A 26,304-nucleotide genomic window follows, 5' to 3' on the forward strand; every position below is an offset into this window, starting at 1 on the left:
GCTGCGGCGCAGCACTTGCGCGAATCCGCGCCCGCGCACCCCCCGTGCGCGCACCGCGCGGGCCGCGCTCTGCCCGCCCGACCTGAACGCGAGGAGCCTGGATGCACCACCCCCTCACCCGCCCGCGCCGCGGCAGAACCGCCGCGCTGGTGGCAGCGATGTCGCTGCTGGCCGGCCTGTCACTGACCGCGGTGACCACCGCCGACGCGCAGGCCGCGGACCCGCAGTCCACCCGGCAGGCCGAATTCACCGCGGCCGCCGCCGAGTTCGGCGTGCCCGCGCCGGTGCTCGAAGCGGTGTCGTTCTACGAGACCCGGTGGGAGGACCACGCCGGGCAGGAGAACGCCGAGGCGGGCTACGGCCCGATGAACCTCACCGACCTCACCGCGCAGGACCTCGACGGCGACGGCCTGACGACCGCCTCCCCGCGCTACGCCGACCTGCTCAAGGCACCCGCCGAGCACACCGCGGCCGCCGCGGCCGCGCTGCTGGGCACCGACACCGCCACCGTGCGCGGCGACGAGGCGCAGAACATCCGCGGCGGCGCCGCGCTGCTCGCCTCGTACGCCAAGGGCTACGGGCACGGCCGGCTGCCGAAGACCGTGGACGGCTGGTACGCCGCCGCGGCGCGCTACAGCCAGTCCACCGAGGACTCGGTCGCCCAGGCGTTCGCCGACGGCGTGTGGAGCGCCCTGCGCACCGGCGAGGCCCGCACCACCGACGACGGCCAGCAGATCACGCTGGCCCCGCTGGCCGGGCTGCACCCGAACCGCTCGGACGTGCGCAAGCTGGGCCTGACCGACGTCACGCCGCCCGAGAGCGACCAGCAGCCCGAGTGCCCCAAGTCCGTGACGTGCAACTACATTCCGGGCGCCTACACCCTGCTGGACCCGGACGACCTCGGCGACTACGGCAGCCACGACATCGCCGACCGCCCCAACGGCGGCCTGGACATCCGCTACATCACGCTGCACACCACCGACGAGACCTACGACGGCACCCTCGACCTGTTCCGCGACCCGACCTACTTCGCCGGCGCGAACTACGTGGTGCGCTCCTCCGACGGCCTGATCACCCAGATGACGCCGGACAAGGACATCGCCTGGGACAGCGCCAACCGCTCCTTCTACCAGCACTCGATCGGCATCGAGCAGGAGGCGTGGGCCACCCACGGCGGCGCCTGGTTCAGCGAGAACCTCTACCGCTCGACCGCGCAGCTGGTGAAGTACCTGGCGGCGAAGTACGACGTCCCGCTGGACCGCGCGCACATCCTCGGCCACGACAACATCCCCGGCGGCACCGAGACCGGCATCGCCACCCAGCACTGGGACCCGGGGCCGGGCTGGGACTGGGAGCACTTCTTCGACCTGCTCGGCGCGCCGATCCACGCCACCGCCGCGCAGGGCAGCGACGTCGTGGCGATCAAGCCCGGCTACCAGGACAACAAGCAGACCACCACGTACTGCGACGACGTCCAGGGCTACAAGCAGTTCCCCGGCCCCTACCGCAGCTTCGACTGCCCGGTGACCTCCAGCGACGCGCCGTCCAGCTTCGTGCCGCTGTACACCGCGCCGAGCACGGACGCGCCGCTGCTCGCCGACCCCTACCTGCATCCGACCGGCGCGGGCACCGACGCGATGAACGACTGGGGCGACAAGGCCCCCGCCGGTGAGCAGTACGTCGTGGCCGACCGCCGGCCCGGCTGGACCGCCATCTGGTACGGCGGCCAGGAGGCGTGGCTCCAGGACACCGCGAAGCACCCCACCACCGTGCCGGTGACGGCCGAGCGGATCGTGCCCAAGGCGGGCCGCAGCACCATCCCCGTCTACACCACGGCCTACCCCGAAGCCTCCGTCTACCCCGCGGACTTCGTCGCCTACGAGGGCGGCACCGCGCCGCGCCCGCAGACCCCGGCGAAGAAGTACGCGATCGCGGCCGGGCAGTCGTACGTCGCCGCCGGCCCGGCGGTGCACACCGACTCGTACTTCGCGATCAACTACGACGGTTCCGCGCCCCACGACCGGACCGACTTCATCGGGCAGACGAAGGTCTACGAGATCGTCTACAACCACCGGATGGCGTTCGTGAGCGCCGACGACGTGGACGTGGTGCCCGCGAAGTGACGCCGGGCGGCGGCCGGTCGCGCGCGGCGCTCAGCGCGCCCGGTCGCCCTCCAGCGCCTGGTGGGTGATCCGCAGCGCCCGGCTGGACAGGTCGAAGGTGCGCTGTGCCACACACACGAACAGGCAGTCGACCACCACGAGTTGGCTGATCCGGCTGGCCATCGCGCCCGGCCGGAAGGTGGTCTCCCGGCCCGCCGACACCAGCACGAAGTCGGCGAGCCGGGCCGCCGAGGACATCGGGTGGTTGGTGATCACCACCGTGGTGGCGCCCAACGCCGAGGCCCGGCGCAGCGGTTCGAGCACGTCCCGGCTCTCACCCGAGTGCGAGACGGCCAGGAACACGTCGCCCTCGCCGAGCAGCACCGCGCTGGTGAGCGCGGACTGCGAGTCGCCGTGCGCGTGGCAGGGCCGCCCGACCCGGGCCAGCTTCTGCTGGAGGTCCTGGGCGACCAGCCCGGAGGCGCCGACCCCCGCGATGTGCAGCTGCCCGCCCCCGCACACCGCCCCGACCGCGCCGGAAAGCTGCTCCGGGTCCAGTTGGGTGGCCGTCTCCTGCACCGCCTGCGACTCGGTGTGCACCAGCTTGGCGATGACCTCCTCGGCGGAGTCGTCGGGGGTGATGCCCGCCGACAGCGTCGAGCGCGGCCCCTGCCGGGCCGCCGACGCGGCCAGCGCGAGCCGCAGTTCGGGGTAGCCGGCGAACCCCAGCGCCCGCGCGGTGCGCACGATCGAGGACTCGCTCGTGCCGGCCAGCGCGCTCAGCTCCGAGATCGTGCTGCGCGCGACCTTCGCGGGGTCGCGCACGATCAGCGTCGCGATCCGGGCCGCCGCCGGCGTCAGCGACGGCAACAGGCCGCGCACGGTCGCGGTGAGCGCGTCCCCCGCGTCACTGACCGCAGTGACTCCCGCCGCGGCGGACCGCACGGGTCTGGCATCGGTTTCAGGCACGGGAGTAAGAATGCACCACTGTCACCCGGCCGGGTGACACTTGTGCACCGATACCCCTCAAGCGGGTGGTTCTGCCGCCTCCCGGGCCGAGGGACCCGAGCAGAGCCAAGGGCGCGAGCAACCGCGCCGGATCTGCCGCCTCCCGGGCCGGAGGACCCGAGCAGAGCCAGGGGCGCGGGGAACTGCGCGACCGGCCACCGGCCGGCGGGTGGTCCCGGAGCCGACAGAAGCATCCGCCCCGGAGGGTCACCCCACCCCCGGAGGGCCCCCGCACTCGGGAGAATGGACGGGTGAGCGTACTGGCGGGAAGGGTGCCGACTCCCCTGGTGGAGGTGGCCGACGAGCGGCTGGCCCGGCACGGCGTACGACTGCTGCTCAAACGGGACGACCTGGCCCATCCGGACCTCCCGGGCAACAAGTTCCGCAAGCTCGGCCCGAACCTGGCCGCGGCCGAGGCGGCGGGCCACCGCACCCTGCTGACCTTCGGCGGCGCCTACTCCAACCACCTGCGGGCCACCGCGGCCGCCGGCCGCCTGCTCGGCCTGCGCACGGTCGGCGTGGTCCGCGGCGACGAACTGGCCCACCGCCCGCTCAACGCCTCCCTCGCCGGCGCCGCCGCGGACGGCATGGTGCTGCACTTCCTGGACCGCGCCGCCTACCGCCGCAAGACCGCGCCCGACGTGCTGGCCCCCCTGCTGGAGCGGTACGGCCCGGCCCACGTCATCCCCGAGGGCGGCTCCAACCCGGCCGCGGTGCGCGGCTGCACGGCCCTGGGCCGGGAGATCGGCACCGCCGCCGACGTGGTGGCCGTCGCCTGCGGCACCGGCGGCACCCTCGCCGGACTGGCGGCCGGACTGCCGCCGCCGGTCCGCGCGATCGGCGTGGCGGCGCTGCGCGGCGGCTTCCTCACTGAGGAGGTGCTGCGCCTCCAGCACGACGCCTTCGGCGAGCGGCGCGGCGACTGGCGGGTGGAGGACCGCTGCCACGCCGGCGGCTTCGCCCGCACCACCCCCGAGCTGGCGGCGTTCACCGACGACTTCGCCGGCCGGCACCGCGAGGCGCTGGACGGCCGGCCGGTGGAGCGCGTCTACGTCGCCAAGGCGCTGCACGCCGTCTTCCTCCTCGCCGGCGAGGGTGCCTTCCCGCCCGGCACCCGGGTCGCCGCGGTGATCACCGGCTGATGCGGCCGAACACCTTTACGGCCACCACACCGCGCCGCCGTAACCTGGTCGCATGATCCGCGCCGCGACCCCCGAAGACGTCCCCGCCATCCAGGCGATGATCCGCGAACTGGCCGCCTACGAACGGGCGCCGCAGGAAGCGCGGGCCACCCTGGAGCAGCTGCGCGAGGCGCTGTTCGGCCCCGACGCGGTGGCGTCCGCGCTGATCGCGGAGCCCGACGGCGCAGCGGCCGGCGGCGAGGGCCCGGCCGGGTTCGCGCTGTGGTTCCGGAACTTCTCCACCTGGACCGGCAAGCCGGGCATGTACCTGGAGGACCTGTACGTCCGCCCGGAGCTGCGCGGCGGCGGCCACGGGAAGGCCCTGCTGGCCGCCCTCGCGGCGATCTGCGTCGAACGCGGCTACGAGCGGTTCGAGTGGACGGTGCTGGACTGGAACGAACAGGCGCTCGGCGTCTACCGCTCGATCGGGGCACGGCCGCAGGACGAGTGGACGGTCCAGCGGCTGTCCGGCCCGGCGCTGCACGCGCTGGCCGCCCGCGCCGGTTCGGGGCCGGATGCAACCGGCGGCGGTGTCCCGTCGTCCAACCAGACGCCGACTCCTACGTATTGAGCCGGCAGCGAGCACCCCCACCTTCCGTACCCGTACGCTTACGATCGGTGACAGAATGGGAAGGGCCGTGCGCCGTCCGGGCGACAGCCGGGCACGGATCGCGGTAGCGTCGCTGCGAACCAGAGCAATCACTGTGTGCCACCTTGGAGGTGTGGGTGTCCCAGATCGCAGGCGAGCCCGGGTCGAAGGACTTCGTCGAGGTCCGGCTGCCCGCGGCGGGAGCGTATCTGTCGGTACTGCGGACGGCCACGGCCGGACTCGCCGCCCGGCTGGACTTCACCCTCGACGAGATCGAGGACCTGCGGATCGCGGTCGACGAGGCGTGCGCGATCCTGCTGCAACAAGCCGTCCCCGGTTCCGTGCTGAGCTGTGTGTTCCGGCTGGTCGGCGACTCGTTGTGGGTGACCGTCTCGGCGCCGACCACCGACGGGCGCGCGCCCGAGCGCGACACCTTCGCCTGGACGGTGCTGTCCGCACTGGCCGGCGAGGTGGACTCCACCGTCGCGCCGGACCAGACGGTCAGCATCAGTCTGCACAAGAAGCGCGGCGCCGTACCCGGACTGTCGTGAGGCATGTGAGGCGGCCGTCGTGAGCCCAGCAGAGACCCCCGGCCCGCCCGCGGAGCACGACGTGCCCGCGGTGCGCGGCCGCGCCTTCGTACCGGCCCAGCAGCAGGGGCCCGGGGGCACCGGTCCGGCCGGGCCGCCGCGGCTGTCGGCAAGACCCCACCCCGACCACGGGGCGGTGGAGGACGGCCCCGGCCGGACGGACCGTAGGGAAGTGATGGACGCGTCGGAGCAGGCGGAGCAGGCGGACCGGATGGATCAGCACGAGCACGCGGCACCGGGCGAGCAGGCCACCCGGCCTGAGCAGCCCGGGCCGGCCGAGGAGCAGCCCGCCGCGGCCGGGCCGGCCGGGTCCGCCGGACAGCACGACCCGCACGACCGTTCGGGCGCCCGCGCGCTCTTCGTCGAGCTGGGCAAGCTGCCCGAGGGCTCGCCGGAGCGGGCCGAGCTGCGCAACCAGCTGGTCCGGATGCACCTGCCGCTGGTGGAGCACCTCGCCCGCCGCTTCCGCAACCGCGGCGAGCCGCTGGATGACCTCACCCAGGTCGCCACGATCGGGCTGATCAAGTCGGTCGACCGGTTCGACGTCGAGCGCGGGGTGGAGTTCTCCACGTACGCCACGCCGACCGTGGTCGGGGAGATCAAGCGGCACTTCCGGGACAAGGGCTGGGCGGTGCGGGTGCCGCGCCGGCTCCAGGAGCTGCGGCTGTCGCTCACCAGCGCCACCGGCGAGCTGTCCCAGCGACACGGCCGGGCACCGACGGTGCACGAACTCGCCGAGCACCTCAAGATCTCCGAGGAGGAGGTCCTGGAGGGGCTGGAGTCGGCGAACGCGTACAGCACGCTGTCGCTGGACGTGCCCGACACCGACGACGAGTCGCCCGCCGTCGCGGACACGCTCGGGTCCGAGGACGAGGCGCTGGAGGGGGTCGAGTACCGGGAGTCCCTCAAGCCGCTGCTGGAGCAGCTCCCGCCGCGTGAAAAGACGATCCTGCTGCTGCGGTTCTTCGGGAACATGACCCAGTCGCAGATCGCGCAGGAGGTGGGGATCTCGCAGATGCATGTCAGCCGCCTCCTCGCCCGGACCCTGGCGCAGCTGCGGGACAAACTCCTCATCGACGAGTAGCCCTTGCCGGGCGGGCCGAGCGGACCCCCCGGGCTGCCCCGTCCTGCGGGTTCCGGGACCACCTCCCGGTGGGGGGCCCTCCGGGCTGCCCCGTCCTGTGGGCTTCGGGACCTTGCGGTGGGTGGGTGGCTGGTCGCGCAGTTCCCCGCGCCCCTGGATAACTGCGGCTCGCACCGGGCTTGCCCCGGAGGAACCCGGGCATATCCAGGGGCGCGGGGAACTGCGCGCGCAACAGGCCACCGGCCTGCGGCCGGCGACGCGACGGGAACCGCGACGGCGCGCGCCCGGAGCACCCACCCACCGCAAGGTCCGGGTGCTTACGGGGGCGGGCTAGGCGGCGGTCCGGTTGATACCGAGCGCGTCCGTGGTGGCCGGGTGGACCAGGAGGACGAGGCCGGCGAGGGCGAGGACGCCGAGGACGGCGCCGGCGGTGACGAGGCCGGCGCCGTCACTGCGCAGCAGGTTCCACGCGATGGGCAGCGCGACGAGCTGGACGATGAGCGCGGGCCCGCGGCTCCAGCGGCGGGCCCGGCGCAGCCCGTAGGCGGCGAGGAGCGGCAGCGCGGCGAGGGCGAGGACGAGCAGCCCGGGCAGCACGTCGCTGCCGCCGCCGAAGAACATCGTGACGCCCCACGCGGCGATGGCGGCCCCTTCGAGCCCGGCCACCGCGGCCGCGGCGGTCAGCCGCGCGGGGGGCGGCCCGGCCGCTTCACCCGGGGTTTCCGCCCCGGCCACCCCGGACGCCGTGGACTCCATGCGCTTCGTCGTCTTCTGGCTCACACCTGCCAGCGTAGCCGGGCGCGAAAATCCGTAGGTACGCTGTCGAGCATGCGTGCTCTTCTCGTGGTCAACCCCGCCGCCACCACCACCAGCGCGCGGGTCCGCGACGTGATCAGTACCGCCCTGTCCAGCGACCTGAAGCTGGAGGTGGCCACCACGGAGTACCGCGGGCACGCGCGGGACCTCGGGCGGAAGGCCGCGGAGGAGGGCGAGGTCGAGCTCGTGGTGGCCCTCGGCGGCGACGGCACCGTCAACGAGGTCGTCAACGGGCTGCTGCACCACGGCCCCGACCCGGAGGCCCTGCCGCAGCTGGCCGTGGTCCCCGGCGGCTCGACGAACGTCTTCGCCCGCGCCCTGGGCCTGCCCAACGACGCCGTGGAGGCCACCGGCGCCCTGCTGGACGCGCTGCGCGCCGGCTCGTCCCGTACGGTCGGCCTGGGCCTGGTCAGCGGCACCAGAGGCACCGAGGACGAGGGGGTGCCGCCGCGCTGGTTCACCTTCTGCGCGGGCCTGGGCTTCGACGCCGGAGTGGTCGGACGGGTGGAGCAGCAAAGGGAGTTGGGCAAGCGGTCGACGCACGCGCTGTACCTGCGGCAGGTGGCCCGCCAGTTCCTGGCCGACCCGCACCGCCGGCACGGCACGATCACGCTGGAGCAGCCGGACGCGGAGCCGGTGGGGGGGCTGTCCACCGCCATAATCTGCAACACCGCGCCGTGGACCTATCTCGGCAACAAACCGGTGTACGCCTCCCCCGATGCGTCCTTCGACACCGCCCTCGACGTGCTGGGCGTCACCAAGATGTCCACGGTCGCCGGCGCCCGGTACGCGGCGCAGCTGCTGCGCTCCACGCCGGAGCGCGGCCCCCGCGGCAAGTACGCGGTGGCCCTGCACGACCTGACGGACTTCACCTTGCATTCGCAGGCGCCGCTGCCCTTCCAGGTCGACGGTGACCACCTGGGACTGCGTACGAGCGCAACCTTCACAGGCGTACGCCGTGCACTGCGTGTGATTGTGTAAGTCGAAGAGCCTAAAGTCCTTTTACTCGAACGTTTAGCCTGCCCCGCACCCCATGGAAGTACGGCTGTGACCGAGGCGACACCGAGGAATCCAAAAAAACTTTCCTGAAGGGGTTGTATCTCCAGCCGAGGTTTGCGAGTCTCTTACTGGCGATCGGGACGGCCGAGCAAACGGCCCCCATGAGAGCCCGAATCTCCTACCTCACACCAGCGGGACCGCACCGACCAGCGACGGTTGGGTGGCGTCCCGTTCCTGCGCGGGGGATTCGTGAAAGCGTTCACATTCACAAGCAACCTGCTTGTCACACAAGGAGTTGGAGCAGCCATGGACTGGCGTCACCGCGCCGTTTGCCGCGAGGAAGACCCCGAGCTCTTCTTCCCCATCGGCAACACCGGTCCTGCGCTGCTGCAGATCGAGGAAGCCAAGGCCGTCTGCCGGCGCTGCCCTGTCATGGACCAGTGCCTTCAGTGGGCGCTGGAGAGTGGCCAGGACGCCGGTGTCTGGGGTGGCCTCAGCGAGGATGAGCGTCGTGCGATGAAGCGCCGCGCCGCCCGCAACCGGGCCCGTAACGCCAGCGCCTGAGAGCACCGGACGACCTAGAAGCCTTACCCCCGAGCCGCAGCGCGCAGCACCTGCCAATACGCGCAGCACGCAGCATCGAGAAAGCCCCGTACCGGATGGGTACGGGGCTTTCTCGTGTGCCCGCCCGCCGGCGGCGCCGAACGCTCAGCTGTCCAACGGGAGTTCGAGCACCACACGGGTGCCCGGGCCGGTCGGGGCCGGGTGCATGTCGAAGGTGCCGCCCAACTCGCCCACCACCAGGGTGCGGACGATCTGGAGGCCGAGGTTGCCCGCCCGCTGGGCGTCGAAGCCGGCCGGCAGCCCGCGCCCGTCGTCCTGGACGGTGACCGTGATGCGGTCGCGGGCGCGGGTCGCGGCGACCTCCACGCTGCCCGACTCCCCCGGCCCGAAGCCGTGTTCCAGGGCGTTCTGGAGCAGCTCGGTGAGGACCATGGACAGCGGGGTGGCGGTCTCCGCGCTGAGGATGCCGAACCGGCCGCCGCGCCGGGTGGTGACCCGTCCGGGTGAGATCTCCGCGACCATCGCCAGCACGCGGTCGGCGATCTCGTCGAACTCCACCGTCTCGTCGAGGTTCTGCGACAGCGTCTCGTGCACGATCGCGATCGACCCGACCCGCCGCACCGCCTCGTCCAGCGCCTCCCGGGCCCGTTCGGAGTCCATCCGGCGGGCCTGGAGCCGCAGCAGCGCCGCGACCGTCTGGAGGTTGTTCTTCACCCGGTGGTGGATCTCCCGGATGGTGGCGTCCTTGGTGATCAACTCCCGCTCGCGGCGGCGCAGTTCGGTGACGTCGCGGAGCAGCACCAGCGAACCGGTGTGCACGCCCTTGGGCTTGAGCGGGATGGCCCGCAACTGGATCACCCCGTCGCCCGCCTCCACCTCGAACTCCCGGGGCGCCCAGCCGCTGGCGAGCTTCACCAGCGCCTCTTCCACCGGGCCGCGGTCCGGGGCGAGTTCGGCGGTGGCCTGGCCCAGGTGCTGGCCGACCAGGTCGGCGGCCAGGCCCAGCCGGTGGTATGCGGACAGCGCGTTCGGGCTGGCGTACTGCACGATGCCGTCGGCGTCCAGCCGGATCAGCCCGTCGCCGGCCCGCGGCGAGGCGTCCATGTCCACCTGCTCGGCCGGGAACGGGAAGGCGCCAGCGGCGATCATCTGCGCCAGGTCGGAGGCGCTTTGCAGATAGGTCAGCTCCAGCCGGCTCGGGGTGCGCACGGTCAGCAGGTTGGTGTTGCGGGCGATCACCCCCAGCACCCGGCCGTCGCGGCGGACCGGGATGGACTCCACCCGCACCGGCACCTCCTCGCGCCACTCCGGGTCGCCCTCGCGGACGATCCGCCCCTCGTCCAGCGCCGCGTCCAGCAGCGGCCGGCGGCCCCGCGGCACCAGGTGGCCGACCATGTCGTCCTGGTACGAGGTGGGGCCGGTGTTGGGGCGCATCTGCGCGACCGACACGTAGCGCGTGCCGTCGCGGGTGGGCACCCACAGCACGAGGTCGGCGAAGGACAGGTCGGAGAGCAGTTGCCACTCCGAGACGAGCAGGTGCAGCCATTCGAGGTCGGACCGGTCGAGGCCGGTGTGCTCGCGGACGAGGTCGTTCATGGAGGGCACGCATGTGAGCGTACCTCCCGGCCGAACCGGCGCGGTCCGGCGCGTTTCCCGGCGCGCCCGGCCGGGAATTCACGGGACGGAATCGGTGGCACACCCATGGACAAGCCCCAGTGGTCTAGTCCAGAATACCGATGAGTAGACCTCCGCCCTCCCCGCACAGGAGGACGGACCGAGGCCAAGGCGTTCTCTGCCCTGACTACGCCGGACGCCTCACTGGTCGGCCCTATCGGGCCGGAGGGCACCGCACACCCCCCGGCCACGGCGCCGACGGCAGCTCCGGGCTGCGGTGCTGGAGAGGTTGAGGGTCCTCTCCCGGCACCGCGGCCCGAAGTGTTTCCGGCCGCCCCTTCGTTTGCCGCCGCCCCCTCTTTTGCCGCCGCCTCGCCTCCGGGGGCTCGAACCCGGCGCCGGACCGGAGGACGTTCAGCGGGTCTTCGTGACCTTGGCCAGGGCGCGCGGGGCATCGGGGTCCTGGCCGCGGGCGACGGCCACTTCGTAGGCGAGGCGTTGGAGCGGGAGGATCTCCAGGATCGGCTGGAGGGCCTCGGGCAGCTCGCGGGTGGGCAGCACGAAACCGCCGGAGGCGGCCCTGACGTGGACCCGGGGGCCGACGACGACGAGGTCGGCGCCGCGGCCGCGGAGCCGGTCGAGCACTGGTTGGAGCGCCCGGCCGCCCGGACCCTCGGGGACGATCGCGATCACCGGGGAGATGTTGTCCACCATGGCCAGCGGCCCGTGCAGCAGGTCGGCGCCGGAGTAGGCGAGCGCGGGGATGTAGCTGGTCTCCATCAGCTTCAGCGCGGCCTCCTTGGCGGTCGGGTAGCCGTAGCCGCGCGAGGTGAGCACCATCCGCTCGGCGAAGCGGTACCGCCCGGCGAGCGCGCTGACCTCCGCGGACCGGTCCAGCACCTCCCGGGCGAGGTCGGGCAGCGCGTCCGCGGCACCCGCGTCGCCGCGCAGGCCCCGCACGAACAGGTAGAGCACCAGCAGTTCCGCGGTGTACGTCTTGGTCGCGGGCAGCGCCTTCTCCGGTCCGGCGAGCATGTCGAGGTGGAACTCGGCGACCTCGGCCAGCGGCGAGTCCGGGTTGTTGGTGACCGCGAGCGTGATCGCGCCGGCCTCGCGGGCGGCCCGGGTGGTGGCGACCAGGTCGGGCGAGCCGCCGGACTGGCTCACGCTGATCAGCAGCACGTCCGCCAGGCGCGGGCTGGCCCCGTAGGCGGTGACGGTGGACATCGAGGTCAGGCCGCACGGCAGCCCCAACTCGACCTCGATCAGGTACTTCGCGTACAGCGCCGCGTGGTCGGAGGTGCCGCGCGCGCTGAGCAGCACGAACCGGGGCCGCCGGTCCGCGATCCGCCGGGCGGTCCGCCGCACCTGCGGCGCGGCCTCGTCGAGCACCCGCCGCAGCACCTCGGGCTGCTCGGCCATCTCACCGAACATGATCCAGCCCGGCTCTCCCGTATCGGGAGCCGGGGACGACGCGGGCACCGGCATCCCCATCGCCTCCATCCCACCGGACGGGGTTCCGACCCTCACCAGTCGACCACAGGACCCGGCGGTCCGCACCACCTGAGTGGCCCCGTCTGCTAGATTGGTCTATACCACATGTTCCCTTCTTGAGAACGGCAGGACCAGCGTGGAAGTTGTCATCGTGCCGGACGCCGCCGCGGGCGGCGAACTCATCGCGGAGGCCATGGCCGCCCTGCTGCGCCGCAAGCCCGACGCCCTGCTCGGCGTGGCGACCGGCTCCACCCCGCTGCCGGTCTACACCGCGCTCGCCGCCAAGGTCCGGTCCGGCGCCGTGGACGCCGCCCGCGCCCGGGTCTGCCAGCTCGACGAGTACGTGGGGCTGCCCGCCGGCCACCCGGAGTCGTACCGCTCGGTGGTGCTGCGCGAGGTGGTCGAGCCGCTCGGCCTGTCCCCCAAGGCGTTCATGGGCCCCGACGGCGCCGCCGCCGACGTACGCGCGGCCTGCACGGCGTACGACGAGGCGCTCGCGGCGGCGGGCGGGGTGGACCTGCAACTGCTCGGCATCGGCACCGACGGGCACATAGGGTTCAACGAACCCTGCTCCTCGCTCGCCTCGCGCACCCGGATCAAGACGCTCACCGAGCAGACCCGGGTGGACAACGCCCGCTTCTTCGACGGCGACATCGCGCAGGTGCCGCGCCATGTGATCACCCAGGGCATCGGCACCATCCTGGAGGCCCGGCACCTGGTGCTGCTGGCCACCGGGGAGGGCAAGGCCGAGGCCGTCGCGCAGACCGTGGAGGGCCCGGTCGCCGCGGTGGTGCCCGCCTCCGCGCTCCAACTCCACCCGCACGCCACGGTCGTGGTCGACGAGGCCGCCGCCGCCAAGCTGAAGCTGGCGCCGTACTTCCGCGCCACCTACGCCGCCAAGCCGGACTGGCAGGGCCTGTAGCCCCGCCCGGGTCCGGCCGTACACGCCAGGACGCCGCGGACCCCGCTCGGGGGTCCGCGGCGTCTCGCCGTGTGGGGCAGGCCGGGTCAGTCGCGGGCGGCGATCACTTCCGCCGCGGCCTCGCCGCAGACCCGGGCGGCGCCGTGGGTGGCGACGTACAGCGAGCCGACCGGCTCGGACTGCGGCACCCCCATCTCGACCACGATGGTGTCCGGCCGCGCCGCCACCAGTCCGGCCAGCGCCTGTGCCATCCACGGGTGCCGGTGCGCGTCGCGGACCACGGCCACCACCCGGCTGCCGCCCGCCGCGGCCAGCACCTCGGCGGCGTCGGCGGTGCGGTAGCTGCCGGTACGGGTGCCGGGCAGCAGCCGCTCCAGCTCCGCGGCCACGCCCCACGGCGTCACGTCGCCGACCGCGATGTTCGCCATCGGGGTGAAGGCGGCCACGTAGGGCGGGGCGTCGAGCGGGGTGTGGTGCGCGGCGCGGGTGACACGCAGCGCGCGGCGGGCCGCGGTCAGGCCGATGCCGGTGTCGGGCGCGCTCCCCTCCGCCGCACCCGACCGCTGTGCGGCCGCCCAGGCGGCCAGTTCCCGTACCCGGCGGGCGGCATCGGCCAGCCGTTCGGCGGGCAGGGAGCCGTCCTTGACCGCGGCCACGATCGCGTCGCGCAGGTCCAGCACGGTCTGCTCGTCGCTGCGGCCGCCGCCGACGCAGATCGCGTCGCAGCCCGCGGCGATCGCCATCACGGTGCCGCGCTCGATGCCGTAGGTGCCGGAGATCGCCTGCATCTCGATGCCGTCGGTGACCACCAGGCCGTCGTAGCCGAGGCCGCCCTCCTCGACGGGCGCGCGCAGCAGTCCGCCGAGGACCGCCGGGCTGAGCGTGCCGGGCAGCTCGGGGTCGAGCGCGGGCACCAGGATGTGCGCGCTCATCACGGCCTTGGCGCCGGCCGCGAGCGCGGCGCGGAAGGGCACCAGTTCGCGGGAGCGCAGGGTGTCCAGGTCGACGTCGATCCGCGGCATCGCGTGGTGGGAGTCCACCGCGGTGTCGCCGTGGCCGGGGAAGTGCTTGACGCTGGCGGCCACGCCCGCGGACTGCAACCCCTCGACGTAGGCGGCGGTGTGGCGGGCCACCAGCTCGGGGTCGGCGCCGAAGGAGCGCACCCCGATCACCGGGTTGTCCGGGTCGGAGTTGACGTCGGCGGACGGCGCCCAGTCGAAGTCCACCCCGCAGGCGGCCAGCCGGCGGCCGAGTTCGGCGGCGACCGCGCGGGTCAGCGCCACGTCGTCGACCGCGCCGAGCGCGAGGTTGCCGGGGAACGACGAACCGCCGCGCGCCTCCAGCCGGGTGACGTCACCGCCCTCCTCGTCGGCGGTGACCAGCAGGTCGGGGCGTTTCGCGCGCAGCTGCGCGGTGAGCGCGGCCACCTGGTCGGGGGAGGCCACGTTGCGGGAGAACAGGGCGACCGAGCCGAGCCCCTCGTCGATCAGCCGCAGCACCCATGCGGGCGCGGTGGTGCCCTCGAAGCCGGGCTGGAGGACGGCCAGCGCGTCCGCGGTGACCGCCTGGAGGTCGGGTCCGGCGGAGCCGTCGAGGTCTTCGGTGCGGGCGATGGGGCTCATCCCTTCACCGCCCCGGCGGTCATGCCGGCGACGGCCCTGCGCTGGAGGACCAGGAAGACGATCACCACGGGGATGGTGAAGAGGCTGGAGGCGGCCATGGTAGCGCCCCAGTCGTCGCCGAAGTTGGTCTGGAACTGGGTGAGCCACAGCGGCAGCGTCTGGCCGCTCTCCTTGTTGAGGATGAGGACGAGCGGGAACTCGTTCCAGGCGGTGATGAAGCCGAACAGCGAGGTGGACATCAGCCCCGGCGCCAGCAGCGGCAGCACCACCCGGACGAACGCCTGGAACCGGGTGCAGCCGTCCATGAGGGCGGACTCCTCCAGTTCCTTGGGCACCGCGGCGATGAACCCGCGCAGCGTCCAGATGGAGAACGGCAGCACCATCATCATGTAGAAGAGCGTCAGCGGCAGCAGGCTGTTGAGCATGTCCTGGTCGCGGACGATCATGTAGACGGAGATCGTCATGACCTCCCACGGCGCCATCTGGGCCATCATCACGATCAGGAGGAACGCCTTGCGGCCGCGGAAGCGCATCCGCGCCACCGCGAACGCCGCCGCGGTCGCCACCACCAGCGACAGCAGCACCGAACCGATGGTGACGGTGAGGCTGTTGCGCACCAGCGTCCAGAAGCCCGCCGCGTGCACGGCCTTGTCGAAGTGCGACGTGGTGCCGTGGAAGGGCACGAAGACCGGGGTGGTGGAGATGATGTCGAGGTCCGGCTTGAAGGCCGTCGTCAGCATCCAGTAGACGGGGAAGATGAAGAAGACGAAGAGGATGACCGCGACGACGTTGGGCCACAGCCGTCCGAACGTGGAGCGCCTCACAGCTCGTCCTCCTGCTTCAGCATGATCCGGAAGTAGTAGGACATCAGCACCAGCAGGATGAGGATGGTCAGCACGGAGATCGCCGCGCCGGTGCCGTAGTGCTGGTTGCCGACGCCCTCGACGAAGGCGTAGACCGGCAGGGTCTCGGTCAGGCCGGCGGGGCCGCCGCCGTTCAGCGCGTAGACCTGGGTGAACGCCTTGAACACCCAGATGATCTCCAGGAACGCGGTGCTCAGGAAGAACGGCTTGAGCATCGGGAAGAGCACCGAGGTGAAGGAGCGCCAGGCGCCCGCGCCGTCCATCCGGGCCGCCTCGAAGATCTCCCCGGAGATGGTGGTCAGGCCCGCGTAGAGGTTGAGCGCGACGAACGGGATCGACTGCCAGACGACCATCAGGGTGATGACCGCGAAGGTGGAGAACTGGTGGCCGAACCAGTTGTAGCCGTGCATCGAGTGGAAGCCGACCTTCCACAGCACCCAGTTGACGACGCCGTAGCGGGTGTCGAAGAGCCACTGGTAGACGGTGGTGCCGGCCACGATCGGCATCGCCCAGGCGAGCACCATCCCGATCGACAGCAGCAGCCGCATTTTCTTGCCGAGCCGGTACAGCAGCAGCCCCACCAGGGTGCCGGCGACCATGATCAGCGCGACGTTGGCGAGGGTGAAGAAGACCGAGCGCTCGGTGGTGTGCCAGAAGTCGGCGCTGGTCAGCTGGGCCTTGTAGTTGCCAAACCCGGTCCACTGGGTGGTGTGCTGGATCAACTGGAAGGCGTTGAGGGTCTGGAACGAGATGATCACGTTCCGCACCAGCGGGTAGCCCAGCAGCAGGATGGTGGCCACCAGCGCGGGCAGGATCAGCAGGTACGGCAGCGTGCGGCCGGCGATCGCGCCGCCGGCGGTGCGCGACGTGCCGGGGCCGGCCGGCGGCTGCTCGCCGTCGCCTCTGCGCTGCCGGGGTACGGCCGTCTCCTCGTCGGGGGCCCGTACCTGCGTCCCTTTGTACTGCGCGGCCATGCTTCCCTCTTCCTCGTGCCGTCCGCTGCGCAACGGTGTGCCCGGCCCGGGCGCCCGCCTGCTCGGCGGCGGGCGCCCGGGACCGGACCCGGGTGACTACTGCTGGCTGAGCCGCTTGTCGATCTCGGTGTCCGCCTTCTTGGCGGCCTCGCTCGGGGACTGGCCCTGGAGCACGCCGGTCATGAAGAGGGTGGTGATCGGGTTGGGCGCGTTCTCGACGTTGCCCCACGCCGGGATCAGCGGGGTGGTGCCGCCGTTGGCCGCGGCGGCGGCCGAGACGGAGCCGAACGCGTTGCCGCTCAGGTTGGAGTTGAGGCTCGCCTTGTTCGGGACGACGCCGCCTTCCTTGGCCAGCTCGCCCTCGAACTGGTCGGACAGCGCCAGCTTCAGGAAGTTCTGGGCCAGCTCGGGGTTCTTGCTCGCCTGGGAGATCGCCAGGTTGGAGCCGCCCACGAACACGCTGGCGGTCTTGTCGGCGGTCTTGCCGGGGAAGGCGAAGTAGCCGACCTGGTCCTTCAGCGCCGCGTTCTTGGAGATGGCGCCGGCCGCCTCCCAGCCCAGGCCCAGGAACGCGCCGACGTCGCCCTTGGCGAACACGTCGGACTGCTGCGGGGTCGCCTCGTCCTTGTCCTTGGGCGCGGTGCCGAAGGAGTTGAGCTTCTTGTAGAGGTTGATCGCCGCGGCGGCCTGCGGGGTGTCCAGGTTGCCCTGGTACTTGTCGCCGTCCTTCTTGACCAGGTCGGCGCCCGCGTCGAGCAGGAAGCCGTCGAAGCCGTACCAGTCCTGGCCGGGCAGGTAGAAGGCGTCCTTGGTGCCCTTGGCCTTGATCTTGGTCAGGTCGGCGAAGAGCTCGTCCTGCGTCTTCGGCGTGGTGGTGATGCCGGCCGCGGACCAGATCTTCTTGTTGTAGACGACCACGCGGCTGGCGAAGTACCAGGGCGCGGCGAACTGCTTGCCGTCGTAGACCGCGGAGCCGTTGAGCGCCGGCACCCAGTCGTTGCCGCCGAGGTCGGCCTTGGCACTGGTGAGGTCCTTCAGCCCGCCGGTCGCCGCGTAGTACGGCGTCTGGGTGTTGCCGACCTCGATGACGTCCGGCGGGGTGCTCTCCGACAGCGCCGTGGTGAGCTTCTGCTGGATGCCGTCCCACTGCTGGACGGTGATCTTCAGCTTCGCGCCGGGGTACTGCTTCTCGAACGCGGCGGTGATGTCCTTGGTCCACCCGGGCGGGTTGGAGCCGCTCATCAGCCACACGTTGAGGGTCTTGCCCTTGAAGTCGGCCGGGCCGGCCGAACTTCCCTTGCCCGAATCGGACTTGCTGTTGCCGCCGCAGGCCGCGACACCAGTGAGCACTGCCGCGACGCCGATCGCAGCGATGAGCTTGCGCCTCATGCCACCCTCCTCAAGGATGCCCGAAACTCCCCCCACCGCCCGAAATGCCGGCTGCCGCACGCACGTTTACAGCCGCGTCCTGCTCGTGGGTCTGGGATTGGTCATTAATGGTTTAGACCAGTACCCGGGAGCTTGGCCTAGACCTTTGGGGGTGTCAAGGGTGTATAAGAACACCCGTCGGACCTGTTATCGGACCGACACCTGGAGGGCATCAGCCACCCACCGCCTCCCTCCGGCGGGGAGCCCGTGCCACCATGTGACCGCGATCAACGGAGGAGCCGGTGACGGCAGCAGGACGGCAGTCGGGAGCACGCGGGATGGACAGCGCGACGGACAGCAACGCGGAATCCACGGGTACGGCGACCGCGGGCCGCACCGCTCGCGTGCCAAAGTACTACCGCCTCAAGCGCCATCTCCTGGACATCACCCAAACCATGCCCCCCGGTTCACCGGTGCCGCCCGAACGCACCCTGGCCACCGAGTTCGACACCTCCCGCACCACCGTGCGCCAGGCGCTCCAGGAGCTGGTGGTCGAAGGCCGGCTGGAGCGCATCCAGGGCAAGGGCACCTTCGTGGCCAAGCCGAAGGTCTCCCAGGCACTGCAACTCACCTCGTACACCGAGGACATGCGCGCCCAGGGGCTCGAGCCCACCTCCCAGCTGCTGGACATCGGCTACATCACCGCCGACGACCGGCTGGCCGGGCTGCTCGACATGAAGGCCGGCGGCCGGGTGCTGCGGATCGAGCGGCTGCGGCTGGCCAACAGCGAGCCGATGGCGATCGAGACCACCCACCTGTCCGCCAAGCGCTTCCCGGCGCTGCGCCGCAGCCTGGCGAAGTACACCTCGCTGTACACCGCGCTCGCCGAGGTCTACGACGTCCGGCTGGCCCGGGCCGAGGAGACGATCGAGACGTCGCTGGCCACCCCGCGCGAGGCCGGGCTGCTCAGCACCGATGTCGGGCTGCCGATGCTGATGCTCTCCCGGCACTCGGTGGACACCACCGGCGAACCGGTGGAGTGGGTGCGGTCGGTGTACCGCGGCGACAGGTACAAATTCGTGGCGCGGCTCAACCGGCCCACCGACTGAGCCCGCACCGGAGCACATCCGGAGCTGCCAGCGAGCCGGCACCGAGCCGGTCTCCCGTCCCCGCCCCGCTCCCCGCCCACCGCACCGGGCCCGACCCGTACGGCTGATATCGGCACAGGTAGTGACGCCTGTCTCCGCTCTCCCATAGATTCCTGCGCACCGCAATGATCGCTCTAGGGGACGGGAGCACCAACTGTGCCGACAGCGCCGACACACGTGCCACCACCGCGCCGGCCGGCGGACGAACCACTGCCGGTGGTCACGCCCGCGCGGGTGGTGGCCGGAATCTGCCTGCTCATTCCACTCGTCAGCATGCTGTGGGTCAGCACCTACTCGCGGCTGACCCCGACCTTCATCGGGATGCCGTTCTTCTACTGGTACCAGCTCGCCTGGGTGCCGGTGTCGGCGGTGCTGACCTACACCGCGTACGTGCTGGTCCGGCGGGACGCGCGCAGCCGCAAGGACGGGGGCGCCAAGTGAACCACCACGTCGACGGGGTCGCGCTCGGCGTCCTCATCTTCTTCTTCGCCGCCGTCACGGCGATGGGCTTCATGGCCGCCCGCTGGCGCCGCGCGGACAACGCGCTGCACCTGGACGAATGGGGGCTGGGCGGCCGCAGCTTCGGCACCTGGGTGACCTGGTTCCTGCTCGGCGGCGACCTGTACACCGCGTACACCTTCGTCGCCGTCCCGGCGGCCATCTACGGGGCCGGCGCGGCCGGCTTCTTCGCGGTGCCGTACACCATCATCGCCTACCCGCTGGTCTTCCTCTTCCTGCCGCGGCTGTGGTCGGTCTCGCGCCGGCACGGCTATGTGACCTCCTCGGACTTCATCCGCGGCCGGTTCGGCTCGAAGAGCCTGTCGGTGGCCGTCGCGCTCACCGGCATCCTGGCCACGATGCCCTACATCGCGCTCCAACTCGTCGGCATCCAGGCCGTGCTGGACGTGGTGGGGATCGGCGGCAGCGACTCGACCAACTGGTTCGTCAAGGACCTGCCGCTGCTGATCGCCTTCGGTGTGCTGGCCGCCTACACCTACTCCTCCGGGCTGCGCGCGCCCGCGCTGATCGCCTTCGTCAAGGACGCGCTGATCTACATCGTGATCGCGGTGGCGATCATCTACATCCCGTACAAGCTGGGCGGGTTCGACGACATCTTCCACAAGGCGAGCACCGCCTACGCGGTGAAGAACCCCGCCACCGGCAAGCCGCGCGGCTCACTGCTGGTCGCCCCGCAGGCGCAGTGGTCGTACGCCACCCTCGCGCTGGGCTCCGCGATGGCGCTGTTCCTCTACCCGCACTCGGTGACCGCGGTGCTCTCCGGCAAGAGCCGCACCGTCATCCAGCGCAACACCGCGATCCTGCCGCTGTACTCGCTGATGCTCGGGCTGCTGGCGATGCTCGGCTTCATGGCGGTCGCGGACGGCGTCGGCAAGGGCGTCAAGGGCTACAACCCCCAACTCGCCATCCCCCAGCTCTTCGAGAACGTCTTCCCGAGCTGGTTCACCGGGGTCGCCTTCGCCGCGATCGCGATCGGCGCGCTAGTGCCCGCCGCGATCATGTCCATCGCCGCGGCGAACCTGTTCACCCGCAACATCTACAAGGACCTGATCCGCCCCCACGCCACCGCCGAGGAGGAGACCCGCGTCTCCAAGCTGGCCTCGCTGGTGGTGAAGGTCGGCGCGCTGGTCTTCGTGCTGTCGATGGACAAGACCGTGGCGATCAACTTCCAGCTGCTGGGCGGCATCTGGATTCTGCAGACGGTGCCGGCGATCGTCGGCGGGCTGTTCACCCGGTGGTTCCACCGCTGGGCGCTGCTGGCCGGCTGGGCCGCGGGCATGGCGTACGGCACCTGGAAGGCGTACGAGCAGTCCAGCCCGGCGCAGGCGCACTTCGGCGGGAACTCCGACACGATTCCGGGGATCGGCCGGATCGGGTACATCGGGCTCACCGCGTTCGTGCTCAACCTGGTCGTGGCCGCGGTGCTCACATTGGTGCTCCGTGCGGTGAAGGCGCCGGCGGGCACCGACGAGACCGTCCGCGCCGACTACAGCGCCGCGCCGGGCGAACCGGGCGAGCCCGAACTCCCGCTGGCCCCCACGGCCGCCCCTTCCGCATAGCCGCGGGACCTTCCGCCGCGGGTGGTCGACGGGCGTAGGAACCACGCGCGTCGACCACGCGCGTCGACCACCCGGCGGCGGGAAGGTCCGGGCCGCTACGCCGACGGGCTCGGCGAGCGGAAGGTACGCCGGTACGCCTGCGGGGTGGTGCCGGTCCAGCGCACGAAGTGGTGCCGCATGGTGGCCGCGTTGCCGAAACCGGCCCGCAGCGCGACGGAGTCGACCGTCTCGTCGGTCCCCTCCAGCAACTCCCGGGCGAGCAGCACACGTTGCCCGAGCAGCCAGCGGTACGGCGTGGTCCCGGTCTCCTGCTGGAAGCGCCGCGCGAAGGTGCGCGGCGACATGTGGGCGCGCAGCGCCAGCTCCTCCACGGTCACCTCGCGGTCCAGGTGCCGCTCCATCCAGGACAGCACCCCGCCGACGGTGTCGCTCTGCGCCCGGGGCAGCGGCCGGTCCACGTACTGCGCCTGGCCGCCCTCGCGGTGCGGCGGGACCACCATCCGCCGGGCGATGCCGTTGGCGACCGCGCTGCCCTGCTCCTTGCGGACGAGGTGCAGGCAGGCGTCGATCCCCGCCGCGGTGCCGGCCGAGGTGACCACGCCGGCGTCGTCGACGTAGAGCACGTCGGCCTCGACCCGGGCGAGCGGGTGGCGCCGCGCGAGCCGGTCGGCGTGCCGCCAGTGCGCGGCGCAGCGCCGCCCGTCCAGCAGCCCGGCCGCGCCGAGCACGAACACCCCCGAGCACACGCTCAGTACGGTCGCGCCGCGCTCGACCGCGCGGTTGAGCGCGTCCAGCATCGGCTGCGGGAAGTCCCGGTCGTTGTAGGCGTCGCCGGCCGGCACCGCCACGAGGTCGGCCTCCTCCAGCCGGTCCAGGCCCTCGGGCACCACCATCTCGAACCCGGCGTGCGTGCGCACCCGCGGGCCCTCCGCCGAGACCACCGCGAAGTCGTACCGGGGCAGCCCCTCGTCACTGCGGTCGAGCCCGAACACCTCGCAGACCACCCCGAGTTCGAAGGGGTGCACCCCGTCCAGGACCACCGTCGCCACGTTCGCCAGCATGGCGTCCAGAGTGCCATCTGGCAGCATATTGCGGTAGTACGGCAGTCCTGCCACTGTTCGCCGGTAAGCCGCGTGAGCACCATTGACTCATGACCGTTCTCCTGGACATCGCCGCCCTCCTCGCCCTCGCACTCGCCCTCACCTTCGTCCCCGTCCTCGGCCTGCGCCACGAGGCGAAGATCACCCGGGAACTGAAGGAGGCCGACCGCAAGCGCGCCCAGCTGTGAACCCCCCAAGGGGCCGGCACCCTCAGCGCCGGCCCCCTGAAAGCCCGCCCGGCGCGGCCCCGCAACGTCCACAGCCCGGGCGGGGACTGACAGTGCGACACAACATGTAGGGGTGCCTTCGACGGGCAGCACTACATGTATGCTCGACCTCGTTGCCGCAGGGGAAGCCGGTGGAAATCCGGCGCTGCCCCGCAACGGTGAACGGCCGCGCCCCGGCGCGCCGTACAGCCCGATCGCCTGCCGGCCGCCACGTCCGCGTGCACACCCACGCGGGAGTGCCTCCCGCGCCTTCCGGGCGCGACAGGAGGAACCGTCCGGGCCTCGTGGACTGGGCCGACGGGCGCACGGCGGCGTGCCGGAAAACGCCCCGCCCTGCCTCCCGCCGTCCGCCGCGCGGCCGCCGCCGCGTACGAGGGAGAGCACCACCGTGACCACCGCGCCCACCGCCCCCGCGCCCACCGCCGAGACCGCCTCGGCGGCCCCCACCGCTCCGCCCGGCCGGCCCGTGGTGCCGGAGCCCGCGGACAGCGCCGGTGCCGAACTCCTGCGCACGCTGGTCGCCTTGACCGCCGACCTGCCCGACACCGACCCCGGCCGGGTCAGCGCCGCGGCCCTGCGCGGCCGCAGCGCGGGCGCCGGACGCGCCGAACTGCGCGCCCTGGCCACCGACGCGGCCGCCGGGCTGATCTCCGAGGACCCCGCCTACTCCCGGCTCGCCGCCCGCCTGCTGACCGAGGCCATCGCCGAGGAGGCGGCCGGGCAGGGCGCGGTCTCCTTCACCGCCTCCGTCGCCGTCGGCCACCGCGAGGGCCTGATCGGCGACCGCACCGCCGCCTTCGCCGCCGCCCACGCGGACCGGCTGGACGCGCTGGTGGCCGAGGCCCTCGCGGGCGGTGCCGACGACCGCTTCGGCTACTTCGGCCTGCGCACCCTGCACAGCCGCTACCTGCTGCGGCACCCGATCACCCGCCAGGTGATCGAGACCCCACAGCACTTCATGCTGCGGGTCGCCTGCGGCCTCGCGGACAACGACAGCGCCGGCACCGGCGCCGACACCGGGGCCGGCACCCGCGCGGTGGACGAGGTCGCCGCGCTGTACCGGCTGATGAGCGCGCTGGAGTACCTGCCCAGCTCCCCCACCCTCTTCAACTCCGGCACCCGCCACCCGCAGATGTCCTCCTGCTACCTGCTGGACTCCCCGCTCGACCAGCTGGACTCCATCTACGACCGCTACCACGAGGTGGCGCGGCTGTCGAAGCACGCGGGCGGCATCGGCATCCCCTACTCCCGGGTGCGGGCCCGCGGTTCACTGATCCGCGGCACCAACGGGCACTCCAACGGCATCGTGCCGTTCCTGAAGACCCTGGACGCCTCGGTGGCCGCGGTGAACCAGGGCGGGCGCCGCAAGGGCGCCGCCGCGGTCTACCTGGAGACCTGGCACGCCGACATCGAGGAGTTCCTCGAACTGCGCGACAACACCGGCGAGGACGCCCGCCGCACCCACAACCTCAACCTCGCGCACTGGGTGCCGGACGAGTTCATGCGCCGGGTCGACGCCGACGCCGACTGGTCGCTGTTCTCGCCCGCCGACGTGCCCGAGCTGGTCGACCTGTGGGGCGAGGACTTCGACGCCGCCTACCGCCGTGCCGAGGCCGCCGGGCTGGCCCGCCGCACCCTGCCGGCCCGCGAGCTGTACGGCCGGATGATGCGCACCCTCGCGCAGACCGGCAACGGCTGGATGACGTTCAAGGACGCCGCCAACCGCACCGCGAACCAGACCGCCCGGCCCGGGCGGACCGTGCACTCGTCCAACCTGTGCACGGAGATCCTGGAGGTCTCCGACGACTCCGAGACGGCCGTGTGCAACCTGGGGTCGGTGAACCTGGGCGCGTTCGTCATCGAGGGCGGCGGCGACGGCAGCAGCGACGGCAATGGCAACGGCGACGGCATCGACTGGGAGCGGCTGGACCGCACCGTGCGCACCGCGGTGACCTTCCTGGACCGCGTGGTGGACATCAACTACTACCCGACCGAGCAGGCCGGCCGCTCCAACGCCCGCTGGCGGCCGGTGGGCCTGGGCGTCATGGGCCTCCAGGACGTCTTCTTCCGGCTCCGCCTGCCCTTCGGCTCCGAGGCCGCCCGCCGGCTGTCCACGAAGATCGCCGAGCGGATCATGCTCGCCGCCTACGAGGCGTCCTGCGACCTCGCCGAGCGCAGCGGGCCGCTGCCTGCCTGGGACCAGACCCGCACCTTCGACGGCGTGCTGCACCCCGACCACTTCGCCACCACCCCGCACTGGCCGGACCGCTGGGCCGCGCTGCGCGCCCGGATCGCCACCACCGGCCTGCGCAACTCGCTGCTGCTGGCGATCGCCCCGACCGCGACCATCGCCTCCATCGCCGGCGTCTACGAGTGCATCGAGCCGCAGGTGTCCAACCTCTTCAAGCGCGAGACGCTCTCCGGTGAGTTCCTCCAGGTCAACTCCTACCTGGTCGCGGACCTCAAGCGGCTGGGGCTGTGGGACGCGCCGACCCGCGAGGCGCTGCGCGAGGCCAACGGCTCGGTGCAGGGCATCGACCGGATTCCCGCGCAGGTGCGCGAGCTGTACCGCACGGCGTGGGAGCTGCCGCAGCGCGCCCTGATCGACCTGGCCGCGGACCGCACGCCGTACCTCGACCAGAGCCAGTCGCTGAACCTGTTCCTGGAGACGCCGACGATCGGCAAGCTCAGCTCGATGTACGCCTACGCCTGGAAGCGGGGGCTGAAGACCACGTACTACCTGCGGTCGCGGCCGGCCACCCGGATCGCCCGCGCGGCGTCCGCCGCCGCGTCGGCGGGGTCCGCACCCGCGGCACCCGCCGCCCCCGCACCCACCGCGGCACCCGCCGCCGTACCGGTGATCGCCGACGCCGACGCGATCGCCTGCTCCCTTGAGAACCCCGAGTCCTGCGAGGCATGCCAGTAATGACCACCGAGACCGCCCGCACCACCGCCGCGAAGAACCTGCTCGACCCGGGCTTCGAACTGACCCTGCGCCCGATGCGCTACCCGGACTTCTACGAGCGCTACCGCGACGCCATCAAGAACACCTGGACCGTGGAGGAGGTCGACCTCCACTCCGACGTCGCCGACCTCGCCAAGCTCTCCCCGGCCGAACAGCACCTGATCGGACGGCTCGTGGCGTTCTTCGCCACCGGCGACTCCATCGTCTCCAACAACCTGGTGCTCACCCTCTACAAGCACATCAACTCCCCCGAGGCGCGGCTCTACCTGTCCCGCCAGCTCTTCGAGGAGGCCGTCCACGTCCAGTTCTACCTGACCCTCCTGGACACCTACCTGCCCGACCCCGACGACCGCGCCGCCGCGTTCGCCGCCGTCGAGAACATCCCCTCCATCCGCGAGAAGGCGCAGTTCTGCTTCCGCTGGATGGACTCCGTGGAGACCGTCGACCGGCTGAACGACCGCGACGACCGGCGCCGCTTCCTGCTCAACCTGATCTGCTTCGCCGCCTGCATCGAGGGCCTGTTCTTCTACGGCGCCTTCGCCTACGTGTACTGGTTCCGCTCCCGCGGTCTGCTGCACGGCCTGGCCACCGGCACCAACTGGGTGTTCCGCGACGAGACGATGCACATGTCCTTCGCGTTCGACGTCGTGGACACCGTGCGCAAGGAGGAGCCGGACCTCTTCGACGCCGAACTGCGCGACCAGGTCACCGACATGATGCGCGAGGCGGTCGAGGCGGAACTGCTCTTCGCCCGCGACCTGTGCGGCGACGGCCTGCCCGGCATGAACACCTCGTCCATGCGGGAGTACCTCCAGTGCGTCGCCGACCAGCGGCTCACCCGCCTCGGCTTCCCCGCGATCTACGGCTCGGAGAACCCCTTCTCCTTCATGGAGTTGCAGGGCGTGCAGGAGCTCACCAACTTCTTCGAGCGCCGCCCCTCCGCCTACCAGATCGCCGTCGAGGGCACGGTGGCCCTCGACGAGGACTTCTGAGTGC

At 72.0% G+C, this 26,304-nt stretch carries 23 protein-coding genes; 14 read left to right on the top strand and 9 right to left on the bottom strand.

Annotated features, from left to right (window positions below):
- The first annotated feature begins 101 nt into the window (after window positions 1–101).
- A complete protein-coding gene (locus tag WA788_RS14690) occupies window positions 102–2,123 on the top strand; it encodes an N-acetylmuramoyl-L-alanine amidase (protein WP_335977257.1) in 2,022 nt (673 codons plus the stop codon).
- A 30-nt stretch (window positions 2,124–2,153) separates the two neighbouring features.
- Here the strand turns inward: WA788_RS14690 and WA788_RS14695 are convergent, their stop codons facing one another.
- On the bottom strand, window positions 2,154–3,071 hold the full coding sequence (locus WA788_RS14695; RefSeq protein WP_335977259.1) for a MurR/RpiR family transcriptional regulator: 918 nt from the start codon (window positions 3,069–3,071) through the stop codon (window positions 2,154–2,156).
- 290 nt (window positions 3,072–3,361) lie between these two features.
- Here WA788_RS14695 and WA788_RS14700 point away from each other — a divergent pair, with 290 nt between their 5' ends.
- The 4 genes from WA788_RS14700 (at window position 3,362) to WA788_RS14715 (ending at window position 6,554) form a co-directional block, all read left to right on the top strand.
- Window positions 3,362–4,252 (top strand): 1-aminocyclopropane-1-carboxylate deaminase/D-cysteine desulfhydrase, encoded by an 891-nt coding sequence (locus tag WA788_RS14700; RefSeq protein WP_335977260.1) that lies wholly within the window; start codon window positions 3,362–3,364, stop codon window positions 4,250–4,252.
- A gap of 52 nt (window positions 4,253–4,304) precedes the next feature.
- Window positions 4,305–4,862 carry a GNAT family N-acetyltransferase gene (locus tag WA788_RS14705; RefSeq protein WP_335977262.1) on the top strand — a complete coding sequence of 186 codons (558 nt, stop codon included), beginning with the start codon at window positions 4,305–4,307 and terminating at the stop codon, window positions 4,860–4,862.
- A gap of 155 nt (window positions 4,863–5,017) precedes the next feature.
- A complete protein-coding gene (locus WA788_RS14710) occupies window positions 5,018–5,431 on the top strand; it encodes an anti-sigma regulatory factor (protein WP_335977263.1) in 414 nt (137 codons plus the stop codon).
- Between the two features lie 19 nt (window positions 5,432–5,450).
- Window positions 5,451–6,554 carry a SigB/SigF/SigG family RNA polymerase sigma factor gene (locus WA788_RS14715; RefSeq protein WP_443034030.1) on the top strand — a complete coding sequence of 368 codons (1,104 nt, stop codon included), beginning with the start codon at window positions 5,451–5,453 and terminating at the stop codon, window positions 6,552–6,554.
- 330 nt (window positions 6,555–6,884) lie between these two features.
- Here WA788_RS14715 and WA788_RS14720 read toward each other — a convergent pair whose 3' ends face one another.
- The gene (locus WA788_RS14720) at window positions 6,885–7,334 is read right to left on the bottom strand and encodes a hypothetical protein (RefSeq protein WP_335977265.1); all 450 of its coding nucleotides are present in this window, start codon (window positions 7,332–7,334) and stop codon (window positions 6,885–6,887) included.
- 48 nt (window positions 7,335–7,382) lie between these two features.
- Between WA788_RS14720 and WA788_RS14725 the strand changes: the two genes are divergently transcribed.
- Both WA788_RS14725 and WA788_RS14730 read left to right on the top strand, forming a co-directional pair.
- Window positions 7,383–8,351, top strand: a complete 969-nt coding sequence (locus tag WA788_RS14725) for a diacylglycerol/lipid kinase family protein (protein WP_335977267.1) — start codon at window positions 7,383–7,385, stop codon at window positions 8,349–8,351.
- Window positions 8,352–8,675: 324 nt separating this feature from the next.
- Window positions 8,676–8,933, top strand: coding sequence for a WhiB family transcriptional regulator (locus tag WA788_RS14730; protein ID WP_037913060.1), 258 nt, complete (start codon window positions 8,676–8,678; stop codon window positions 8,931–8,933).
- 144 nt (window positions 8,934–9,077) lie between these two features.
- Here WA788_RS14730 and WA788_RS14735 read toward each other — a convergent pair whose 3' ends face one another.
- Window positions 9,078–10,529: a sensor histidine kinase gene (locus tag WA788_RS14735; RefSeq protein WP_335977584.1), complete on the bottom strand. Its 1,452-nt coding sequence runs from the start codon at window positions 10,527–10,529 to the stop codon at window positions 9,078–9,080.
- A 432-nt stretch (window positions 10,530–10,961) separates the two neighbouring features.
- The gene (locus WA788_RS14740; protein ID WP_335977586.1) at window positions 10,962–12,035 is read right to left on the bottom strand and encodes an SIS domain-containing protein; all 1,074 of its coding nucleotides are present in this window, start codon (window positions 12,033–12,035) and stop codon (window positions 10,962–10,964) included.
- A 142-nt stretch (window positions 12,036–12,177) separates the two neighbouring features.
- Between WA788_RS14740 and nagB the strand changes: the two genes are divergently transcribed.
- Window positions 12,178–12,963, top strand: coding sequence for a glucosamine-6-phosphate deaminase (nagB, locus tag WA788_RS14745; RefSeq protein ID WP_335977273.1), 786 nt, complete (start codon window positions 12,178–12,180; stop codon window positions 12,961–12,963).
- A gap of 86 nt (window positions 12,964–13,049) precedes the next feature.
- Here the strand turns inward: nagB and WA788_RS14750 are convergent, their stop codons facing one another.
- The 4 genes from WA788_RS14750 to WA788_RS14765 all read right to left on the bottom strand — a co-directional run bounded on the left by WA788_RS14750 (window position 13,050) and on the right by WA788_RS14765 (window position 17,811).
- Window positions 13,050–14,585, bottom strand: a complete 1,536-nt coding sequence (locus WA788_RS14750; protein WP_335977275.1) for a glycoside hydrolase family 3 protein — start codon at window positions 14,583–14,585, stop codon at window positions 13,050–13,052.
- Window positions 14,582–15,409, bottom strand: a complete 828-nt coding sequence (locus WA788_RS14755; protein ID WP_335977277.1) for a carbohydrate ABC transporter permease — start codon at window positions 15,407–15,409, stop codon at window positions 14,582–14,584. The genes WA788_RS14750 and WA788_RS14755 overlap by 4 nt, the downstream gene beginning before the upstream one ends.
- Window positions 15,406–16,422 carry a carbohydrate ABC transporter permease gene (locus tag WA788_RS14760; protein ID WP_335977279.1) on the bottom strand — a complete coding sequence of 339 codons (1,017 nt, stop codon included), beginning with the start codon at window positions 16,420–16,422 and terminating at the stop codon, window positions 15,406–15,408. The genes WA788_RS14755 and WA788_RS14760 overlap by 4 nt, the downstream gene beginning before the upstream one ends.
- 96 nt (window positions 16,423–16,518) lie before the next feature.
- Window positions 16,519–17,811, bottom strand: coding sequence for an extracellular solute-binding protein (locus tag WA788_RS14765; protein WP_335977281.1), 1,293 nt, complete (start codon window positions 17,809–17,811; stop codon window positions 16,519–16,521).
- A 317-nt stretch (window positions 17,812–18,128) separates the two neighbouring features.
- Between WA788_RS14765 and WA788_RS14770 the strand changes: the two genes are divergently transcribed.
- From WA788_RS14770 to mctP, 3 genes are all read left to right on the top strand, one after another.
- Entirely contained in the window at window positions 18,129–18,899 is a 771-nt protein-coding gene (locus WA788_RS14770) for a GntR family transcriptional regulator (protein WP_335977282.1), read from the top strand.
- A gap of 255 nt (window positions 18,900–19,154) precedes the next feature.
- Window positions 19,155–19,379, top strand: coding sequence for a DUF3311 domain-containing protein (locus WA788_RS14775; RefSeq protein WP_435126001.1), 225 nt, complete (start codon window positions 19,155–19,157; stop codon window positions 19,377–19,379).
- Window positions 19,376–21,016: a monocarboxylate uptake permease MctP gene (mctP, locus tag WA788_RS14780; RefSeq protein WP_335977284.1), complete on the top strand. Its 1,641-nt coding sequence runs from the start codon at window positions 19,376–19,378 to the stop codon at window positions 21,014–21,016. Before WA788_RS14775 ends, mctP begins: the two co-directional genes overlap by 4 nt.
- 95 nt (window positions 21,017–21,111) lie before the next feature.
- On the opposite strand, the gene WA788_RS14785 is transcribed toward mctP, so the two are convergent.
- Window positions 21,112–22,077 carry a helix-turn-helix domain-containing protein gene (locus WA788_RS14785; protein WP_335977285.1) on the bottom strand — a complete coding sequence of 322 codons (966 nt, stop codon included), beginning with the start codon at window positions 22,075–22,077 and terminating at the stop codon, window positions 21,112–21,114.
- Between the two features lie 89 nt (window positions 22,078–22,166).
- Here WA788_RS14785 and WA788_RS14790 point away from each other — a divergent pair, with 89 nt between their 5' ends.
- From WA788_RS14790 to WA788_RS14800, 3 genes are all read left to right on the top strand, one after another.
- Window positions 22,167–22,304 carry a hypothetical protein gene (locus WA788_RS14790; protein WP_335977287.1) on the top strand — a complete coding sequence of 46 codons (138 nt, stop codon included), beginning with the start codon at window positions 22,167–22,169 and terminating at the stop codon, window positions 22,302–22,304.
- Between the two features lie 505 nt (window positions 22,305–22,809).
- A complete protein-coding gene (locus tag WA788_RS14795) occupies window positions 22,810–25,269 on the top strand; it encodes a ribonucleoside-diphosphate reductase subunit alpha (protein WP_335977592.1) in 2,460 nt (819 codons plus the stop codon).
- Entirely contained in the window at window positions 25,269–26,300 is a 1,032-nt protein-coding gene (locus tag WA788_RS14800; RefSeq protein ID WP_335977288.1) for a ribonucleotide-diphosphate reductase subunit beta, read from the top strand. Before WA788_RS14795 ends, WA788_RS14800 begins: the two co-directional genes overlap by 1 nt.
- Window positions 26,301–26,304 lie beyond the last annotated feature (4 nt).

The organism is Streptomyces sp. CA2R106 (assembly GCF_037034245.1).
In the GTDB taxonomy this organism is placed as follows: domain Bacteria; phylum Actinomycetota; class Actinomycetes; order Streptomycetales; family Streptomycetaceae; genus Actinacidiphila.

Bases quoted from the DNA above. Each gene is read 5' to 3' on its own strand.
- WA788_RS14690 (WP_335977257.1), top strand. From the start codon at position 102: ATGCACCACCCCCTCACCCGCCCGCGCCGCGGCAGAACCGCCGCGCTG.
- WA788_RS14705 (WP_335977262.1), top strand. From the start codon at position 4,305: ATGATCCGCGCCGCGACCCCCGAAGACGTCCCCGCCATCCAGGCGATG.
- WA788_RS14725 (WP_335977267.1), top strand. From the start codon at position 7,383: ATGCGTGCTCTTCTCGTGGTCAACCCCGCCGCCACCACCACCAGCGCG.
- WA788_RS14730 (WP_037913060.1), top strand. From the start codon at position 8,676: ATGGACTGGCGTCACCGCGCCGTTTGCCGCGAGGAAGACCCCGAGCTC.
- WA788_RS14735 (WP_335977584.1), bottom strand. From the start codon at position 10,529: ATGAACGACCTCGTCCGCGAGCACACCGGCCTCGACCGGTCCGACCTC.
- WA788_RS14740 (WP_335977586.1), bottom strand. From the start codon at position 12,035: ATGCCGGTGCCCGCGTCGTCCCCGGCTCCCGATACGGGAGAGCCGGGC.
- WA788_RS14750 (WP_335977275.1), bottom strand. From the start codon at position 14,585: ATGAGCCCCATCGCCCGCACCGAAGACCTCGACGGCTCCGCCGGACCC.
- WA788_RS14760 (WP_335977279.1), bottom strand. From the start codon at position 16,422: ATGGCCGCGCAGTACAAAGGGACGCAGGTACGGGCCCCCGACGAGGAG.
- WA788_RS14765 (WP_335977281.1), bottom strand. From the start codon at position 17,811: ATGAGGCGCAAGCTCATCGCTGCGATCGGCGTCGCGGCAGTGCTCACT.
- WA788_RS14770 (WP_335977282.1), top strand. From the start codon at position 18,129: ATGGACAGCGCGACGGACAGCAACGCGGAATCCACGGGTACGGCGACC.
- WA788_RS14785 (WP_335977285.1), bottom strand. From the start codon at position 22,077: ATGCTGGCGAACGTGGCGACGGTGGTCCTGGACGGGGTGCACCCCTTC.
- WA788_RS14790 (WP_335977287.1), top strand. From the start codon at position 22,167: ATGACCGTTCTCCTGGACATCGCCGCCCTCCTCGCCCTCGCACTCGCC.
- WA788_RS14800 (WP_335977288.1), top strand. From the start codon at position 25,269: ATGACCACCGAGACCGCCCGCACCACCGCCGCGAAGAACCTGCTCGAC.